The organism is Nocardia vulneris (genome assembly GCF_001613425.1).
Classification (GTDB): domain Bacteria; phylum Actinomycetota; class Actinomycetes; order Mycobacteriales; family Mycobacteriaceae; genus Nocardia; species Nocardia vulneris.
Genome location: NZ_BDCI01000013.1, coordinates 24,646 through 40,325, shown reverse-complemented (window position 1 = coordinate 40,325; position 15,680 = coordinate 24,646). Strand labels below are relative to the sequence as shown.

The following is a 15,680-nucleotide window of genomic DNA, read 5'->3' as shown; positions in this document are numbered from 1 at the left end:
TATTTCTACTCGCAGGTCCCCGGCTCAGTCGTCGAGTTCGACGACGCGGCGCAGTTCCACGTGCCCTTTCTCCCCGCAGGGGATCTGGCTCGCGATCTCGGTCGCGGCAGCCTGGTCCGGGGCCGCGAAGAGATACAGACCGTCGATCACGTCGGCCGATTCGGCGAACGGGCCGTCGGTGAGGGACAGCTGACCCTCACGGACCCGCACCGTGGTCGCGGTCGTCGGTGGCTGCACCGCGCCACCGCCGCGCAGAGATCCGCCGAACTTCGCACCGAACCGCTCATGCTCGGCCACCGCGGGATCCCATTCGGGGGTGCCCGGCGCGATCACCGCGGCCGGTGTCTCCCAGAGCAGCGCGAGCCACCAGTCCGGGCCGGGATCGTCGTGCGGCGCCCACTGGACCAGCGGACGCAGTTCGACCGCGCCGTCCTCGGCCGCGGGCGCCTGCCGGGCCAGTTCGATGGCGTCGTCGAGGTCCGCGCAGTCGAACACGAGGAACCCGCCGACCACCTCGGTCTGCTCGGGGAACGGGCCGTTGGTCGTGATCAGCCTGCCACCGGTGTGCCGGAGTTCGACGGCGGTCTCCGCCGGGAACAGCGCGACGCCACCCGCGATCGCCGCGCCCGCCGCGGCTTCGAAGGCGGCATAGCGCGCGACCTCCGCGTCGAATTCCGGAGTGCCCGGCTCGGCATAGGGCGCGTCCGCGGGTCCCACCAATGTCGCCAAGTACTGCATGATCGCCATCCTTCCTCGAATCGAAGGGCCTGCTGCCCCTCTATTCAAGCGACGAACACCGCCACCGGGTCTCTACATCACCGCGCTGGGTCCTGAAACAGGTCCTAGCCGCCCGCGAAGGGCGGCAGCACATCCACCCGCTGGGTCAGGGCGGCGGCGGGATCGCGGGTGAGCTCGTCACCGACCAGATAGGCACAGACCGACAGCATCTTGTCCAGGTCGGGGCCGTACGACGCGGAGAGGGTGGAACGCAGGTCGCCGACGGTCGCGCCGACCGGGAAGTCGAGGTGCTCCCGGTCCTTGCCGACGGCGTCCGCGATCGCGGCGAAATAGCGGATCTCAACCACCGATGGCTCCCATCGTGCGTTCGGGCGGGACGAAGCCCTCGGCGTCGATACCGTGACCCGCCCATTTGTTCCACATCGCACCGCGCCACAGCGTGGCCAGTTCGTCGTCGCCGGCCCCCGAGCGCAGCACCTGGCGCAGATCGTATTCCTGATCGCTGAACAGGCAGGAGCGCAGCATGCCGTCGGCGGTGAGCCGGGTGCGGTCGCAGGTGTCACAGAACTTGCGGGTGACCGAGGCGATGATGCCGACGGTCGCGGGACCGCCGTCCACCAGCCAGGTCTCGGCGGGCGCGGCCGGATCGTCGCGACCGGCGGGGGTCAGGGCAAACCGCGTGCCGAGCACGTCGAGCAATTCGGCCGCGGTGACCATATTCGCGCGCGCCCATTCGTGGTCGGCGTCCAGCGGCATCTCCTCGATGAACCGCAGCGCACACTGCTCATCGAGGCACCACTGCAGCAGATCCGCTGCGCCGGAGAGCGTTTCGCGCATCAGCACGGCGTTGATCTTCACCGGCGCGAGCCCGGCGTCGCGGGCGGCGCGGATCCCCGCCAGCGCGGAGCCGAGCCGATCGCGGCGGGTCAGCTTGGCGAAGCCCGCCCGATCCACGGTGTCCAGCGAGACGTTCACCCGGTGCAGCCCCGCGGCGGCCAACGCGTGCGCGCGGTGCTCGAGCCCGACGCCGTTGGTCGTCATCGCCAGCGGTACATCCGGCACCTGTTCGTGGCAGCCGGCGATGATCCGCTCCAGGTCCCGGCGCATCAGCGGCTCACCGCCGGTGAACCGGACCTCCCGCACGCCGAGTTCGCGCACCGCGAGCCGCACCAACCGGACGATCTCATCGACGGTCAGCAGCTCGTCCGCCGGGATCGCGGGCAGGCCCTCCTCGGGCATGCAGTAGGTACAGCGCAGCGAGCACTTCTCGGTGATGGACACGCGCAGATCGCGCGCCACCCGCCCGAAGCGGTCCAGCAGGAAGGGCGTGTCGGGGCGTCCGTCGAGCGAGGGACGCCCGGACCGCACGGCAGGTATCCCCATCTCGACCAGAGTCACGTGTCCATTATGACCTCCGGCCCGCGGTGCTCAGCCGCCGAAGGTACGGAAACCGCCGCCGAGCACCGCACATTTTTCTGAGCTTCGTACAAGCGGGACAGGCGGCCGGTACCGATCGGCACCGATTACGCTGGCTCGCATGAATCCAAGGCCCGCCAGTATCTCGGCCCGGCCGGTCGACGAGTACCGCGACAGCATCGAACAGCTGTTGCGGCCGTTGGCCGCGCGGGCGGTCGAGGACGTCGCGGTGCCGCACGCGTTGGGCAGGCAGCTGGCCGACGATGTCCGCGCGCCCGTCGACCTGCCGGTGTTCCGCAATTCGGCGATGGACGGCTACGCGGTGCGCGCCGCGTCCGTCGCGGTCGCCCCCGTGACGCTGCCGCTGGCCGGCGTGGTCGCGGCGGGCAACGCGGAGCAGACGCCGCTGCCGCCGGGTGCGGCGATGAAGGTGATGACCGGCGCGCCGATCCCGCCGGGCGCGGACTGTGTGGTCCCGGTCGAGGACGCGCGATCGGACGACAGCACGGTGACAATCGAACGCGGCCGCAGCGCAGGCGAATTCGTCCGCGAGCCGGGTACCGACGTGCGCGCGGGCGAGCTGCTCGCCCGCGCGGGCACCACCCTCGCGCCCCGGCACATCGCCGCGCTCGCCGCGGTCGGGTTGCCCGCCGTCGCGGTGTTGCGCCCGGTGCTCGCCGCGATCATCACCACCGGTGACGAGCTGGTCCCGGCGGGCACCGAGCTGCGCCCCGGGCAGATCTACAACTCCAACGGGATCGCGCTGGCGGCCGCGCTCACCGCGAACGGCGTCACCGTCGTCTCGGTCGAGCACAGCACCGACGATCCCGCGCAGTTCCGCAAGCTGCTCGCCGCCGCGACCGGTTCCGCCGATGTCGTCTTCACCTCCGGCGGGGTGTCCAAGGGCGACTTCGAGGTGGTCAAGGACGTGCTCGAGCCGCTCGGCGGGCAGTTCGGGCCGGTGGCGGTGCAGCCCGGCGGACCGCAGGGACGCACCGTGGTCGACGGGGTTCCGGTGCTGAGCTTCCCGGGCAACCCGGTCAGCACCATGGTGTCGTTCGAGGTGTTCGCCCGGCCGATCCTGCGCCGGCTCGCCGGACTGGCTCCGGTGCCGAGCTACGACCTGCCGCTGCACAACGCGGTCGCCCGCTCGCCGCAGGGTAAGCGGCAATTCCTGCGCGGCAAGCTGATTCATCCGGAATCCGGCGATCTGCCTGCGCCGCAACAGCTTCCGCGGGCGGTCGAGGTGGTGTCCGGTCCCGGCTCGCACCTGGTCGCGAGCATGGCGTGGGCCGACGTCCTGATCGACGTGCCCGCCGAGGTCACCACGCTGCCCGCGGGCGCCGTGGTACGAGTGTGGACGCTGTGACACGCCTTGTCGCACAGCGGAGTTACCCGAGGAGTGTGCGATGAGTGAGTTGTCCCATGTGGACGGCGAGGGCCGGGCCCGCATGGTGGATGTGAGCGCGAAGGCCGACACCACCCGGGTCGCGCTCGCGGCGGGCGAGCTCCGGACCACCGCTGAGGTGATCGCGCTGGTACGCGCCGACGACCTGCCCAAGGCCGATGTGCTGTCCACCGCGCGGATCGCGGGCATCGCCGGGGCGAAGAAGACCTCGGAGCTGATCCCGCTGTGCCATCAGCTGGCGTTGTCCTCGGTCAAGGTCGAGTTCGGTTTCACCGATACCGCGATCACCATCGAGGCGACCGCGAAGACCAAGGGGCCCACCGGTGTCGAGATGGAGGCGCTCACCGCGGTGGCCGTCGCGGGACTGACGCTGCACGACATGGTGAAGGCGGTCGATCCGGCGGCGACGCTGAACGACGTCCGTTTGCTCACCAAAGACGGTGGCAAGCACGGTCATTGGGAACGGTCGGCGGCGACACCCGCGTCCGAGCCCGAAACCACGGACGTAGAAACCGATTTCGAGTCGCGCTCGGCGGTGGTCGTGGTCGCCTCGACCGGCGCCGCCGCGGGCACCCGGGTCGACACGACCGGTCCCGTGCTCACGGAATGGCTTGCGGGTCTCGGCTTTTCGGTGCGCGGGCCGCTGGTGTACGCCGACGCGGACATCGCCGTCGGCCTGGCCGACGCGCTGCGGTTCCAGCCGGCACTGGTGGTCAGCACCGGCGGCACCGGCGCCTCGCCCACCGACGCGACCCCCGAGGCCACCCTCGCCCTGCTCGACCGGGAACTGCCCGGTGTCGCCGAGGCGATCCGCCAGCGGGGCACCGCGAAGTTTCCGCTCGCGGCGCTCAGCCGCGGCGTGGCCGGGTTGTCCGGCCGATCGGTGCTGGTGAACCTGCCGGGCTCCCCCGGCGGCGTCAAGGACGGTATCGCGGTGCTCGAACCACTGCTCGATCATCTGCTCGCGCAAGTAGCCGGAGGCGGCAACCATGACGACAACTGAACCCACCGTCCGGCTCGCGCGGATCAGCGCTCAGCCGCTCGACGCCGCCGAGGTGGCGGCCGCGGTGACCGGGCCGCACTACGGCGCGGTCGTGGTATTCACCGGAAAGGTGCGCAATCACGACGGCGGCCAGGCGGTCGCCGCGCTGGAGTACTCGGCGCACCCGGAGGCCGAGCGCTTCCTGCACAAGGTCTGCGCCGAACTGGCCGCCTCGTCGGAGTTGCCGGTCGCGGCCGTGCACCGGGTGGGCGAGTTGACGATCGGCGACGACGCGATCGTCGTGGCTGTCGCCGCGGCGCACCGAGCGGAAGCGTTCACCGCGTGCGCCGAATTGGTGGACCGGATCAAACACGAGGTGCCGATCTGGAAGCGGCAGCTGTTCGCCGACGGATTGTCCGAATGGGTCAACGCCTGTGGGGCGTAACAAGCCCGTGACATGAATCCTATGACGAATCAACACACCGGAGTTAGCGTTTTCGCGCGCGCAGTTCATCGACGGCGAGCTCGGCCTGCCGGACCTGCGTAGCGCAGCCGTTCAGCACAGCACCGGGGTGGCGGGGACCCCCGCGAGACACGGGAGGACGCGATGGGCACCGACCAGGTTCTGCTGCACCGCTTCGTCATCTCTCAACTCACCGCGGCCGGGCTCGATCGAGACCGGCTGATCAGGGAGACCGGACTACCGGAGTGGACGATGGCCGGTGACGACGTGCACCTGCCCAGCCACACCTTTTCCCGGTTGTGGGAACTCGGCGAGCACGGACTGGGTGACCCGGATGTCGCGTTGCACGTGGCCCGGCGCTACCAGCTGCCCACGCTCGGCCTCTACGACTATCTGTTCTCCACCGCGCCGACCCTCGGCGCGGGCCTGGCCACCTGCGGGCCGTACGTCACCGCGGTGACCACCAATCATCGCTTCGACCTGGTCGCGGAGAACGACGAGGAAGTCACCCTGTATCTCGACATGATCCGGGGCGAGGGCCGCGGCCGCGACCTCACCCAGCTGTGGGGCTTGACCGCCGTGCTCAGCCGCGCCCGCCGGGTGGTCCGTGCACCCCTTGTGCCGCTGCGGGTTTCGCTGCGCCAATCGGCGCCCGCGCAGGTGCGCACGTTCATCGAGGTGTTCGGCACCACGGCCATCGAGTTCGACGCGCCGGTGGACGCGATGGTCTTCCGCGCGGCCGACATGGACCTGCCGCTCACCACGAGCGACCCGGTGCTCGCCGCGATCCTGCAACCACTCGCCGAGGCGCTGCCACCCCCGCCGCCCCTGGCCGGCGCCTGGCCCGAACGGGTCGCGGCTGCCTTGGCCGATGCTCTGGAGTCCGGTGACGTGTCCCTGGATCGGGTGTCCCGCAGCCTGGCGACCAGTCCACGGACGCTGCAACGCCGCCTGATGGAGGCGGGCACGACGTGGCGGCAGGAGTTGGACCGCGCCCGCACCGCCCGGCTCGACGCGGCGACCGCCACGGGCAAGCTGAGCCGAGCGCGCCAAGCCGAACTCCTCGGTTACTCGGACGCGGGCTCGATGCGACGCGCCGCGCGCCGGTGGTCGATCACGGCTTGAGGAAACGCGCCACGATCCCCCAGAACGTGGCGTCCTCGATACCACGGAAATCCCAGCCGTTGGCGACGGCGTGCGACTCGGCCACAATGCTGGGCACGTCGAAGTCGTAGCGCGTGGCAGTCCCTTTGGCCTCCAGCACTTCGATCACATACGCGGTGGCGCTCTCCTGCGAATCCAACACGGAAAACTCCCATCGGTCGCCAAACGAATCTGCTCGATCGTCAATCGGTGCGCCGACCCCGACACGTCGCGCGGCATGCTCGCTCCATTGCGCACGTGCCGACGCGGCGGGCACCAGGACAGTCTTGTGTCCGCCGCGCGCCGCCGCCACAACCGAACGCGCCAGTTTCGGACCGAACGCGCCAACTTTCGCGGAATCGATGCCAAATCGTGGGATCAGTGCGGTGTGTAGCGCCAGACGCCGAGCAGCGACTGCGGATCGAGCCAGTCCGCGGCGGTGTGCACGGTGTCGTCGAGCCGCTTGCGGACCAGTTCGACGTCCATACCCGCGCCGATCAGCACCAGCTGGGTGACGCGCTGCTCGCCGCGCGCCCAGTGCTGCGGCTCGAACACCAGGTGCCGCCCGACCAGATGCATGCCGAACTTGCGGCGCTCCTCGGCGACGGCGAACGTGGCGAAGCCCTTCGCCCGGAACAGGCCGGGCGGCGGATCCTCCAGGAACTCGATCAACCGGCGCGGGTCCAATTCCCGCTCGCTGGTGAAGGAGACGCTGACGTAGTCGTCGTGCAGGTGGCGGTGCGCCGCGTGGCCGGGTTCGTGCTCGTGCTCGTGCTCGTGCAGCAGTGCGTCGAAGCTCAATTGCTCGGCGACGCGCGGTGTTTCCCGCAGCGGTTCGTCGAACAGCAGGCCCGCCTCGAGCCGGCCGTGCGTGGTGGCGTACACCGGAACCTGCCCGACCACAGCCGAAATATCCTGCCGCAGTGCGGCCAGATCGGTCGCGGGCACCCGATCGGCCTTGTTCACCACCACCAGGTCGGCCAGCCGCAGGTGCGTGGTCAGCTCCGGATGGCGCGCGCTGCTCGCCGGGAACTGCTCGGCGTCGACCACCTCGACCAGACCGCCGTAGCGGATGCGCGGGTTGTCGCTGCCCACCACCATGCGGATGAGGTTGCGCGGCTCGGCCAGGCCGCTGGCCTCCACCACGATCACGTCGATCTTGGCGCGCGGCTGCGCCAGCCGGGTGAACATCTCGTCCAGTTCGCTGACGTCGACGGCGCAGCAGACACAGCCGTTGCCGAGCGAGACCATCGCGTCGACCTGGCCGGCCACCAGCATCGAGTCGATGTTGATCGCGCCGAAGTCGTTGACCACCACCCCGATCCGGGTGCCGCGGCTGTTGCGCAGCAGGTGGTTGAGCAGCGTCGTCTTCCCGGAGCCGAGAAACCCCGCGACGATCACAACAGGTATCCGGTCAGCCACGCCGACCACCATACTGCGCGGCGCGAGCACCGCCGAAGCGCCGAACGGCACCCTCGTCGAGGGTGCCGTTCGATCCTGCGGGAGCCGCGCTACTTGGCCGGTGCCAGGAACTTGGCCGCGAGTGCGTAGGCGAGGTTGATCAGCTCCGCGGTGACCATGTTGTTGTCCACGCCCAGCGCCTTGGCCAGCGGCATCACCAGTTCGAGCACCATGTCCATGATTTCGCGGACGGCCGCCATATCGCTCGGGGTATCCGTGGACGGGCTGGTGCCCGGCAGGCTCGGGCTCTGCTGGGTGCCCGGTGCGGACTGCTGGGTGCCGGGCGCGGGCGGCGTGAACGGCGAGGCCTGGCCCTGCGGCGCGGTCTGCACGTTCGGGGCCGAAGCGTTCGGGGCCGAAGCGTTCGGGGCGGACTGTGCGTTCGGGGCGGACTGTGCGTTCGGCACCGACTGGGCCTGCGGCACGGTCTGCGCTTGCGGCGCGGCCTGGCCGGGCAGCGGGGTCAGCGTCTGCGGCGCGGCCTGTCCGCCCGGCGGATCGATCGACGCCGGATGCGGCTGCAGCGGCGAATTCGCCGGCGCGGGGGCAACGGCGGGCACCGGGGACGGTTCCGGCTGCGGCGCGGGCGCGTTGTCCGCCACCCCCGCCGACGCGGGCGTGGTTCCCGGCGGGCCGAGCAAGTAGCTGACCAATCCGGTGGTGATGGTGATCGCGTGTTTGAGCTGCCCCTCTTGGGTCTCCAGCTGCGCCGCGTCGTCGAGGTTGGCACCGTTGCCCATCTCGATGAACACATCGGGGATCTTGGTGAGCGCGGGACCGGCGATATCCCTGCGCGACATCAGACCATCGGCACTGGCGTACGGCGCGGGAACGAAGCCCGACTGCAGGTACGCGTCGCGCATCGCCTTGGACGCCGCCAGCCCCGCACCCGACTGGACCTTGTCGATCATCGCGTCGGGAATGGGGAGTTCGGGCACGATCAGATGGAAGCCGCGCTGATCGGCGGGCGCGCTGTCGGCGTGGATGCTCACCGCGACGTCGGCGCCCGACTTGTTCGCGGCGGCGGCCCGATCGTCTATACAGCCGCCCCAGCCCTGGTCGTCCTGCCTGCTCAGCACCACGCGCGCGCCCAGACTCTCCAACGAGGTCTGCACCAGCTGCGCGACGTTCCAGTTGATGGTGTGTTCGGGGACGCCGTGCACCGTGGTCATCCCGGTGGTCTGGCAGTCCTTCATCCCGCCGCGACCATCGCTGACCTGCTTGGCCACGTTCTCGCCGTGCCCGGGCCCCTGATGACCCGGGTCGAGGAACACCGTTTTGCCCGTCAGCTTCTTCGCCATCTCGGGGAAGGCGGGGCCGGCGCTCGCGGTACCCGGGACGAGCCCGGACAGCGTCACCGTGACCGCGGCCGTGACGGCGGAAGCTACTCCGGCCTTGATGATGCTTGGCTGCTTCATGTTCGGTCGGTACCCCGGGACCGGGCACCTCTCCCTTCCCATTAGTAACACCAAACCCAGTGGTTCACTCTGGCAACGCAAGCATCAGGATAGCAACACCAGTTACTGAACCGTTACCGCCGAAGACGTGTGTTCATAGTTGGTCAGCTGCCCGACAGGAGCGAGTTCAGCAACCGTTCAGCCGGAACCACCACCGCGGCTCGACCACCCGGGAACGTCGCCGGCGAATCCGCCATCGAGAGAGCCGTTGCTGTGTAAGGTTTTTGGTGTTCAGCCGATCGCGCGGTACCGCTTCTGCGGCGCGGGTTGCGTTTCCGCCTGTGCCCGATTCCGTCATTTTCCGGCACCAGGGGGCAAGCAGATGGCAGAGCACGAACCCGCACCGCCCGCGCGCAGCGGCAGCAGGTACGGATCGACCCACTTCTGGACCGTGGTCGGCAGTGCGGCCGGCGTGGTCGGCGCGGTGGCCGCGGTGATCTTCGGCATCGCGCAGTGTTCCGGGCCCGATTCCGCCGAGCCGACCGTCCCCCCGTCGCCCTCGACGCCGTCACCGTCCGCGACCACCGCGGCGCCGACGACCACGATCGAACCCCCGCTCGCACAAGGGCACGCCAAACTGATCAACGTCGAAGGCATCGACCTGGACACCGGGCAGGTGCGGGATCAGAACGTGCCCGGCGTCGACATGAGCCCCTCCAAAACCGCCGACTCCCTCAACGCCATGACCGACGGCAACGCGCGCTTCGCGGTACCGCAGGATCGAACCCGTACCGGCACCGACCGCTGCGCCGCGATCCCGACGGTCAGCTGGACGCAAACGCTGGACGACGTCTACCACCTGACGACCGGCAGCCACCTCTGCGTGCAGACCGACCAGGGCAACCTCGCCGACCTGACCCTCACCCATATCCCTTCCGCCGCAGCGCAATACCTCGAGTTCGACTTCGTCACCCGACGCGGCCGATAGGGCGGGTGGTGCAGCCTTCTCGACGGCTCAGGCGCCGCGAGGCAGCCTGCGCAGCGAGCGCAGGGCGTAGTGGACGCGGGTTTTCACGGTGCCCACGGGGACGCCGATATCGTCGGCCACTTCTTGGTAGGCGCGGTCGCGCAGGATCACCTCGACCACCGCTTCGCGCTGCGACGCGGGGAGCCGGGAGAGCAACTCGGCGACGAGCAGCCCGTCGACCAGGCCCTCCGAGAAGTCGGGGTGGGCGTAGCGGACATCGCTCAGCTCGCCGATCTCGTCCCACCCGGTGTCGCCGGGACGGGCGGCGCGCGAGCGGGCCATGTCGATGACGACGTTGCGCAGGATGGTCAACAGCCAGGTGCGCACGGTGCCCTTGGTTTCGTCGAAGTACGCGCACGAACGCCATGCCCGCAGCAGCGACTCCTGCACCGCCTGTTCGGCCAGGCCGCTGTCGCCCAGCATCCGCACCGCGCGCCAATGCAGCAGGGCCCGGTCGCTCGCCAGTACCGCCGCAAGTCCCGCGTCGGTACACAACCCCGCGCAAGCGGCATCGCAGGGGGCCGGCCGCCGAGCTGTCCGGCCGGACTCGAGCCGAGCACACGTCATACCTGAGATATCGCGGCGGACCGGACCGATGACAACAGCGCGGGCAGACCGGTCATGCATCGCGACAAGAAAAGCGAAATGCGCCACATCCGGCGGCGTCCTCTGGTAGATCTTGGCCCCGGAGATTCGCCGATCTCCCAGGTCAACCGCTGCGTGGCAGTCGGAGCACGATTCGAGGAGAACATCACCATGCGTGCAGGCACGCTTCTTGTCGCGGGTGCCATGACGTCCGCGCTGACCCTGCTCGGTTCCGCGACGGCCACCGCGGAACCCGCGAACACGATGCCCGAGGACGGCCTCTACCTGGTGGGTGTCGATATTTTCCCGGGCTGGTGGGAGGCGCCGGGCGCGCCAGACCGCGACCACCCGTGCGATTGGCGCAGGCTGTTCAAGGTCGAGGGCGACAACACCGACATGCGCAACATCATCGGCAACGACTACACCCGGGGTGGCCGGGTACTCGCGGAGATCAAGCCCACCGATGTGGCATTCAAGACGAAGAACTGCGGGCCGTGGCGGCTGGTGCCCGCGCCGCCCCGCTCGGGCTCCTTCGGCGGCTGAGCGCCCGTCCACCGTTATCGTCGGGTCATGACGCGGACGAAGATTCTGATCACCGGCGCCAGCGCCGGGCTCGGCGCGGCGATGGCCCGCGATTTCGCGAGCAAGGGCCGCGATCTCGCGCTGTGTGCCCGTCGCCTCGATGCGTTGACCGCGCTGCGTGACGAGCTGCGCGCCGCACACCCCGGCGTCACGGTCGCCGTCCGCGCGCTCGACGTCGACGACCATCCGGCGGTGCCGCGGGTGTTCGGCGAGTTACGCGACGAACTGGGCGGGCTGGACCGGGTGATCGTGAACGCGGGCCTCGGCAAGGGCGCGGTACTCGGCACCGGCCGCGCGGACGCCAATATCGCCACGGCGACAACGAATTTCGTCAGCGCACTGGCCCAGGCCGAGGCGGCGCTGGAGATCTTCCACGCCCAGCACGCCGGACACCTGGTGCTGGTGTCCTCGATGAGCGCGATTCGCGGGCTGCCCGGCAAGAAGGCCGCGTACTCGGCGAGCAAGGCCGGTCTCGCCGCGCTCGGGCAGGCGCTGTCCACCGAACTGGCGAACTCGCCGATCGCCGTCACCACGCTGCTGCCCGGGTTCATCGCCACCGACATGGCCGCCAAGGCCGGTGACGCGCGCTTGGTGGCGCCGCTGGCGCAGGGCGTCGCGGCGATGGTCGGCGCGATCGAGAAGGAACAGCGCCGGGCGTGCGTGCCGGCCTGGCCGTGGCGGCTGATCGATCTGATGCTGCCGCGGCTGCCGGGCGCGCTGGTCCAGCGCCTCAGCTGAAAAAGTGCTGTGCGCCACATAAACGGACGCTGAGAGTTAGCTGAATGTCCGAATTTATATTTCTTTAACACATGCGGTCGCTATTTGACGCTTCCTTTGCAGTGCTTGTTACGTTCGCGTAATAAACCCCGACGAACCTGTGCGAAGGTTCGTATTTATGGGCCGCGCCGGCTCGAGCCCCCGAGGGGCCGAAGGTGCTCCTGCTGAGGAAAGTGTTTGAGGTACATGAAGGTCAAGAAGTTCGCTGCCGCGTCCACTCTGGTAATCGCGGCCATCGGCATCACGAGCGGCACCGCCTACGCGGCACCCGTCGACCCGGCCCCGGCCCCCGGGACGACCGTGCAGACCGATATTCTGCCCGGCATCCATTACACCGCGAATGTGGTGGACAAATCGGTCGTCCTGAAGACCGACGCCGGTTCGCTGACCACCCAGGGCACGCAGTTCCAGGTGCTGGACAATCAGGGACACCTGGTTGCCGGAATGCCGCTGACATATCTGAAAGACGGCCTGGAATGGCCGATCGCGGCCCAGATCGACGGCAACACCGCCACATTCACGCCGAGCACCGATCCGGCGACGGCCCGCCCGGCCGCCATGCTGAAGCCGGCCGAGGCCAAGGACATCGCGGGCGCCGACTTCAACACCGCGCTGAGCACCGCCGCCACCCAGTTCGGCCTGGCCACCGCGATCGGCACCCTGGTCGGCACGATCGTCGGCGGCATCCTCGGCTGCGTCGCCGGCGCCATCATCGGCGCGCCGCTCGTGGTGCCGACGTTCTTCGCGGGCCCGATCGGCCTGTGCCTGGCCGGCGCGGGCGTCGGCATCGCCCTCGGGGCGGCGGCGGGCATGGTGCTGCTCGGCGTCCCGGTCGGCATCGCCAGCGCGATCCAGTTCTTCAGCGCCGTCTACGGATAACCCCGCAGCACCTTCCTTCCGATGCCCGGTACGGGACGCTTTTCGCGTCCCGTACCGGGCATCGTCGTGTGCGCCGGTCGGCGCGACCGCACGACACCGGGAATATTCGTGCGCCGCAGGTCGTTCTGCCTGCTGGACGCACCACCCTTGCGTGGTGTAGATCGACCAGGTACTCTCGGCCAGGTCTTCTCCTTGTGGACGTAGGTAGCTCCTCCCACAGGAATTCCGAGATCCCCTTTCCGAATCCGGCTTTCATCGCCGTTCCGGTATCCCGAGGATCCCACCTCTCGCGACGCGTCCGCACGCCGTCGCAGATCCGGCCGTTCGCCGTACCCACGAACCATCACCTGAAGGAAAACCCATGAACACCAACACTTCTGAGCAGTCGACGCGCTCGGTCACCGGCATCCTCGACATCGTCGGAACCCGGGCCACCCTGCGCGTCGACGGATACGCTCCCAGCCCGCTCGACCTCACCGTGCCGCAGCGCCTGGTCCGTACACATCAGCTGCGCCGCGGCGACTTCCTCACCGGCACAGCACAATCCGAGAGCACGAACGACAAACCCGCGCTGCTGCTGACGGTGGCGACGGTCAACGGTCAGTCCCCCGACAAACTCACCGACCGACCCGTCTTCGCCGAGCTGGTACCCATCCACCCCGACGAACGCCTGCGGCTGGAAACCGAGCAGCACGCCCTCACCACCCGGGTGACCGACCTGATCATGCCGATCGGCAAGGGTCAGCGCGCGCTCATCGTCGCACCGCCCAAGGCAGGCAAAACCTCTGTGCTGCAAGCCATCGCGCACGGCATCGCGAAGAACCACCCCGAGTGCGAACTCATGCTCGTGCTGGTCGGCGAGCGTCCCGAAGAGGTCACCGACCTCAGCCGAGCGGTGCCCGCCGATGTCGCCGCGTCCACCTTCGACCAGCCGGCCAAGGAGCACGTCGCGGTGGCCGAACTCGCCATCGAGCACGCCAAACGCCTGGCCGAAATGGGCCGCGACGTGGTCGTGCTGCTCGATTCGCTGACCCGGCTCGCCCGTGCCTACAACCTGGCCAGCCCCTCCTCGGGCCGGGTACTGTCCGGCGGCGTCGAGGCCGCCGCCCTCGCCCCGCCCAAGCGCTTCCTCGGCGCGGCCCGCAATTTCGAGCACGGCGGCTCGCTCACCATCATCGCCACCGCCCTGGTGGAGACCGGTTCGGTGGCCGATACCGTGATCTTCGAGGAGTACAAGGGCACCGGTAACGCCGAACTGAAACTGGATCGCGCCGCCGCGAGCAGGCGCGTCTTCCCTGCCGTCGATATCGCCCAATCCAGTACTCGCCACGACGAATTGCTGCTCGCGCCCGATGAGCGCGCCACGATCGACACGCTGCGCCGCACGCTCGGCACGCTGGACGGACAGCAGGCACTCGACCTGCTGCTCGAGGGTCTGCGCAAGTCCGAGACGAACGCGGAATTCCTCGCTCCCATGCGCGGCTGAGCGGGTTTTCGCCCTCGATACGGTCCCGGCCGAAACCCGCCGGAGTCCCGCGTCGCCCGCTGCTGAACTGGGCGACGTGTCCACGATGCTCCCTACTCCCGCAACGACATCCGCGCCGCACGCAAGAGACGGACGGCTCGCCGTCGCCGCGGTGACCCTCGCGATCTTCGCGATCGTCACCACCGAGATCCTGCCGATCGGACTGCTCACCTCGATCGGTGCCGACTTCACCGTCTCCGACGGGAACGCCGGGCTGATGATGGCCGCACCCGGACTGATCGCCGCCGTCGCCGCGCCCGTGGTGACCGTCGCGTCCGGCCGGATCGATCGCCGAATCATGCTGTGCCTGTTCATGTTTCTGCTCGTCACGGCGAACGTGCTGATGGCCGTGGCGTCCGCATACCCGCTCGTGCTGGTGTCCCGGGTGCTCGTCGGCGTCACCATCGGCGGCTTCTGGTCCATCGCGGCCGGACTGGCCGAGCGCCTCGTGCCCGCCGCCGCCGTGCCCCGGGCCAACGCCGTGATCTTCGCCGCGGTGCCGCTCGGCTCCGTGCTCGGCGTGCCCACAGGCACGCTGTGCGGCGAGATCGCGGGCTGGCGCGTCACTTTCGCAATACTCGGGGCGCTGTCCGCGCTGGTGCTCGGCATGCTGGTGGTGTTCCTGCCGCCGCTGCCCGCCCGCCGCGGCACCGACGCGGCCGTGCTGCGCGTCCTGCTGCGCGGCAGCAATATCCGATTCGCGCTGCTGGCCACATTTCTCGTCGTCTTCGCCCACTTCGGTACCTACACCTACGTGACGCCGTTTCTCGAGCAGGTGCCCCGGCTCGGCCCGGGTCTCGTCACGCTGGTGCTGCTGAGCTACGGAGTCGCCGGCATTCTCGGCAATTTCCTGGGCGGTGCCACGATCTCCCGGTACCCACGCGCCACCTTCGGCTGCGCGGCGGCGCTGATCGCGCTCGCCGCCCTGCTGCTGCCGGTGCTCGGCCGATCGCTGCCGGGCGCGCTGTGCCTGCTCGTCGTCTGGGGCCTCGGCTACGGCGCGGTACCGGTGTCCTCGCAGGCCTGGTTCGGCAAGGCCGCGCCGACGGTGCCGGAGGCCGCCGCCGTGCTGTTCACCGCCGCGTTCCAGGCGACGTTCGCCTTCGGCGCACTGGCCGGGGGCGGCGTCCTCGACCGGACCACGCCCAGCACGCTGCTACTGCTCGGCGGGCTGACCGCGGCGCTCGTGCTCGTCCCGGTGGCGGCGCACGCCCGGCGACGCCACACCTGGCCGGACCCCGCACCATTACCCCGGGGGTAATCGACTCGGTCCCGCCCCTCGGGCAGGATCGTCACC

The 15,680-nt window shown here is 69.5% G+C and carries 17 protein-coding genes; 10 read left to right on the top strand and 7 right to left on the bottom strand.

The genetic code is table 11. The features are described from left to right. Positions 1-24 precede the first annotated feature (24 nt). The 3 genes from NVU01S_RS15500 to moaA all read right to left on the bottom strand — a co-directional run bounded on the left by NVU01S_RS15500 (position 25) and on the right by moaA (position 2,136). Positions 25-738, bottom strand: a complete 714-nt coding sequence (locus NVU01S_RS15500) for a YciI family protein (protein ID WP_043674111.1) — start codon at positions 736-738, stop codon at positions 25-27. 104 nt (positions 739-842) lie between these two features. After that, the gene (locus NVU01S_RS15495; RefSeq protein ID WP_014987278.1) at positions 843-1,085 is read right to left on the bottom strand and encodes a MoaD/ThiS family protein; all 243 of its coding nucleotides are present in this window, start codon (positions 1,083-1,085) and stop codon (positions 843-845) included. Continuing rightward, on the bottom strand, positions 1,078-2,136 hold the full coding sequence (moaA, locus tag NVU01S_RS15490) for a GTP 3',8-cyclase MoaA (RefSeq protein WP_043673963.1): 1,059 nt from the start codon (positions 2,134-2,136) through the stop codon (positions 1,078-1,080). Before moaA ends, NVU01S_RS15495 begins: the two co-directional genes overlap by 8 nt. Positions 2,137-2,275: 139 nt before the next feature. Here moaA and NVU01S_RS15485 point away from each other — a divergent pair, with 139 nt between their 5' ends. The 4 genes from NVU01S_RS15485 (at position 2,276) to NVU01S_RS15470 (ending at position 6,132) form a co-directional block, all read left to right on the top strand. Next, on the top strand, positions 2,276-3,523 hold the full coding sequence (locus tag NVU01S_RS15485; protein ID WP_043673969.1) for a molybdopterin molybdotransferase MoeA: 1,248 nt from the start codon (positions 2,276-2,278) through the stop codon (positions 3,521-3,523). A gap of 40 nt (positions 3,524-3,563) precedes the next feature. Continuing rightward, on the top strand, positions 3,564-4,565 hold the full coding sequence (moaCB, locus tag NVU01S_RS15480; RefSeq protein WP_043673970.1) for a bifunctional molybdenum cofactor biosynthesis protein MoaC/MoaB: 1,002 nt from the start codon (positions 3,564-3,566) through the stop codon (positions 4,563-4,565). Next, positions 4,552-4,989: a molybdenum cofactor biosynthesis protein MoaE gene (locus tag NVU01S_RS15475; RefSeq protein ID WP_043673971.1), complete on the top strand. Its 438-nt coding sequence runs from the start codon at positions 4,552-4,554 to the stop codon at positions 4,987-4,989. Before moaCB ends, NVU01S_RS15475 begins: the two co-directional genes overlap by 14 nt. A gap of 162 nt (positions 4,990-5,151) precedes the next feature. Continuing rightward, positions 5,152-6,132 (top strand): AraC family transcriptional regulator, encoded by a 981-nt coding sequence (locus NVU01S_RS15470; protein WP_043673973.1) that lies wholly within the window; start codon positions 5,152-5,154, stop codon positions 6,130-6,132. On the opposite strand, the gene NVU01S_RS44860 is transcribed toward NVU01S_RS15470, so the two are convergent. The 3 genes from NVU01S_RS44860 to NVU01S_RS45450 form a co-directional block, all read right to left on the bottom strand. After that, on the bottom strand, positions 6,122-6,427 hold the full coding sequence (locus NVU01S_RS44860; protein ID WP_244467332.1) for a hypothetical protein: 306 nt from the start codon (positions 6,425-6,427) through the stop codon (positions 6,122-6,124). The two genes, NVU01S_RS15470 and NVU01S_RS44860, sit on opposite strands and share 11 nt — an antisense overlap. 101 nt (positions 6,428-6,528) lie before the next feature. Then, complete coding sequence (locus tag NVU01S_RS15460) at positions 6,529-7,584, bottom strand: CobW family GTP-binding protein (RefSeq protein WP_043674115.1); 1,056 nt, start codon at positions 7,582-7,584, stop codon at positions 6,529-6,531. Positions 7,585-7,661: 77 nt separating this feature from the next. Beyond that, positions 7,662-9,029 (bottom strand): N-acetylmuramoyl-L-alanine amidase, encoded by a 1,368-nt coding sequence (locus tag NVU01S_RS45450; protein WP_043673977.1) that lies wholly within the window; start codon positions 9,027-9,029, stop codon positions 7,662-7,664. A gap of 361 nt (positions 9,030-9,390) precedes the next feature. Between NVU01S_RS45450 and NVU01S_RS15450 the strand changes: the two genes are divergently transcribed. Beyond that, a complete protein-coding gene (locus NVU01S_RS15450) occupies positions 9,391-9,996 on the top strand; it encodes a hypothetical protein (RefSeq protein ID WP_043673979.1) in 606 nt (201 codons plus the stop codon). Between the two features lie 27 nt (positions 9,997-10,023). Here the strand turns inward: NVU01S_RS15450 and NVU01S_RS15445 are convergent, their stop codons facing one another. Beyond that, positions 10,024-10,530 carry a sigma-70 family RNA polymerase sigma factor gene (locus NVU01S_RS15445; protein ID WP_043673982.1) on the bottom strand — a complete coding sequence of 169 codons (507 nt, stop codon included), beginning with the start codon at positions 10,528-10,530 and terminating at the stop codon, positions 10,024-10,026. A 126-nt stretch (positions 10,531-10,656) separates the two neighbouring features. On the opposite strand from NVU01S_RS15445, the gene NVU01S_RS15440 reads away from it, so the two are divergent. The 5 genes from NVU01S_RS15440 (at position 10,657) to NVU01S_RS15420 (ending at position 15,644) form a co-directional block, all read left to right on the top strand. Next, entirely contained in the window at positions 10,657-11,163 is a 507-nt protein-coding gene (locus NVU01S_RS15440) for an Rv1352/Rv1906c domain-containing protein (protein ID WP_244467333.1), read from the top strand. A 27-nt stretch (positions 11,164-11,190) separates the two neighbouring features. Then, positions 11,191-11,940, top strand: coding sequence for an SDR family oxidoreductase (locus NVU01S_RS15435; protein ID WP_043673985.1), 750 nt, complete (start codon positions 11,191-11,193; stop codon positions 11,938-11,940). 225 nt (positions 11,941-12,165) lie between these two features. Next, positions 12,166-12,858 carry a DUF8020 domain-containing protein gene (locus tag NVU01S_RS15430; protein ID WP_042253946.1) on the top strand — a complete coding sequence of 231 codons (693 nt, stop codon included), beginning with the start codon at positions 12,166-12,168 and terminating at the stop codon, positions 12,856-12,858. Positions 12,859-13,219: 361 nt separating this feature from the next. Continuing rightward, on the top strand, positions 13,220-14,344 hold the full coding sequence (locus NVU01S_RS15425; RefSeq protein WP_052280819.1) for a transcription termination factor Rho, short form: 1,125 nt from the start codon (positions 13,220-13,222) through the stop codon (positions 14,342-14,344). A gap of 85 nt (positions 14,345-14,429) precedes the next feature. Continuing rightward, positions 14,430-15,644 carry an MFS transporter gene (locus tag NVU01S_RS15420; protein ID WP_052280829.1) on the top strand — a complete coding sequence of 405 codons (1,215 nt, stop codon included), beginning with the start codon at positions 14,430-14,432 and terminating at the stop codon, positions 15,642-15,644. The last annotated feature ends 36 nt before the right edge of the window (positions 15,645-15,680 follow it).

Bases quoted from the DNA above. Each gene is read 5' to 3' on its own strand.
- NVU01S_RS15500 (WP_043674111.1), bottom strand. From the start codon at position 738: ATGCAGTACTTGGCGACATTGGTGGGACCCGCGGACGCGCCCTATGCC.
- NVU01S_RS15485 (WP_043673969.1), top strand. From the start codon at position 2,276: ATGAATCCAAGGCCCGCCAGTATCTCGGCCCGGCCGGTCGACGAGTAC.
- moaCB (WP_043673970.1), top strand. From the start codon at position 3,564: ATGAGTGAGTTGTCCCATGTGGACGGCGAGGGCCGGGCCCGCATGGTG.
- NVU01S_RS15475 (WP_043673971.1), top strand. From the start codon at position 4,552: ATGACGACAACTGAACCCACCGTCCGGCTCGCGCGGATCAGCGCTCAG.
- NVU01S_RS15470 (WP_043673973.1), top strand. From the start codon at position 5,152: ATGGGCACCGACCAGGTTCTGCTGCACCGCTTCGTCATCTCTCAACTC.
- NVU01S_RS15460 (WP_043674115.1), bottom strand. From the start codon at position 7,584: ATGGTGGTCGGCGTGGCTGACCGGATACCTGTTGTGATCGTCGCGGGG.
- NVU01S_RS45450 (WP_043673977.1), bottom strand. From the start codon at position 9,029: ATGAAGCAGCCAAGCATCATCAAGGCCGGAGTAGCTTCCGCCGTCACG.
- NVU01S_RS15450 (WP_043673979.1), top strand. From the start codon at position 9,391: ATGGCAGAGCACGAACCCGCACCGCCCGCGCGCAGCGGCAGCAGGTAC.
- NVU01S_RS15440 (WP_244467333.1), top strand. From the start codon at position 10,657: ATGCATCGCGACAAGAAAAGCGAAATGCGCCACATCCGGCGGCGTCCT.
- NVU01S_RS15435 (WP_043673985.1), top strand. From the start codon at position 11,191: ATGACGCGGACGAAGATTCTGATCACCGGCGCCAGCGCCGGGCTCGGC.
- NVU01S_RS15430 (WP_042253946.1), top strand. From the start codon at position 12,166: ATGAAGGTCAAGAAGTTCGCTGCCGCGTCCACTCTGGTAATCGCGGCC.
- NVU01S_RS15425 (WP_052280819.1), top strand. From the start codon at position 13,220: ATGAACACCAACACTTCTGAGCAGTCGACGCGCTCGGTCACCGGCATC.
- NVU01S_RS15420 (WP_052280829.1), top strand. From the start codon at position 14,430: ATGCTCCCTACTCCCGCAACGACATCCGCGCCGCACGCAAGAGACGGA.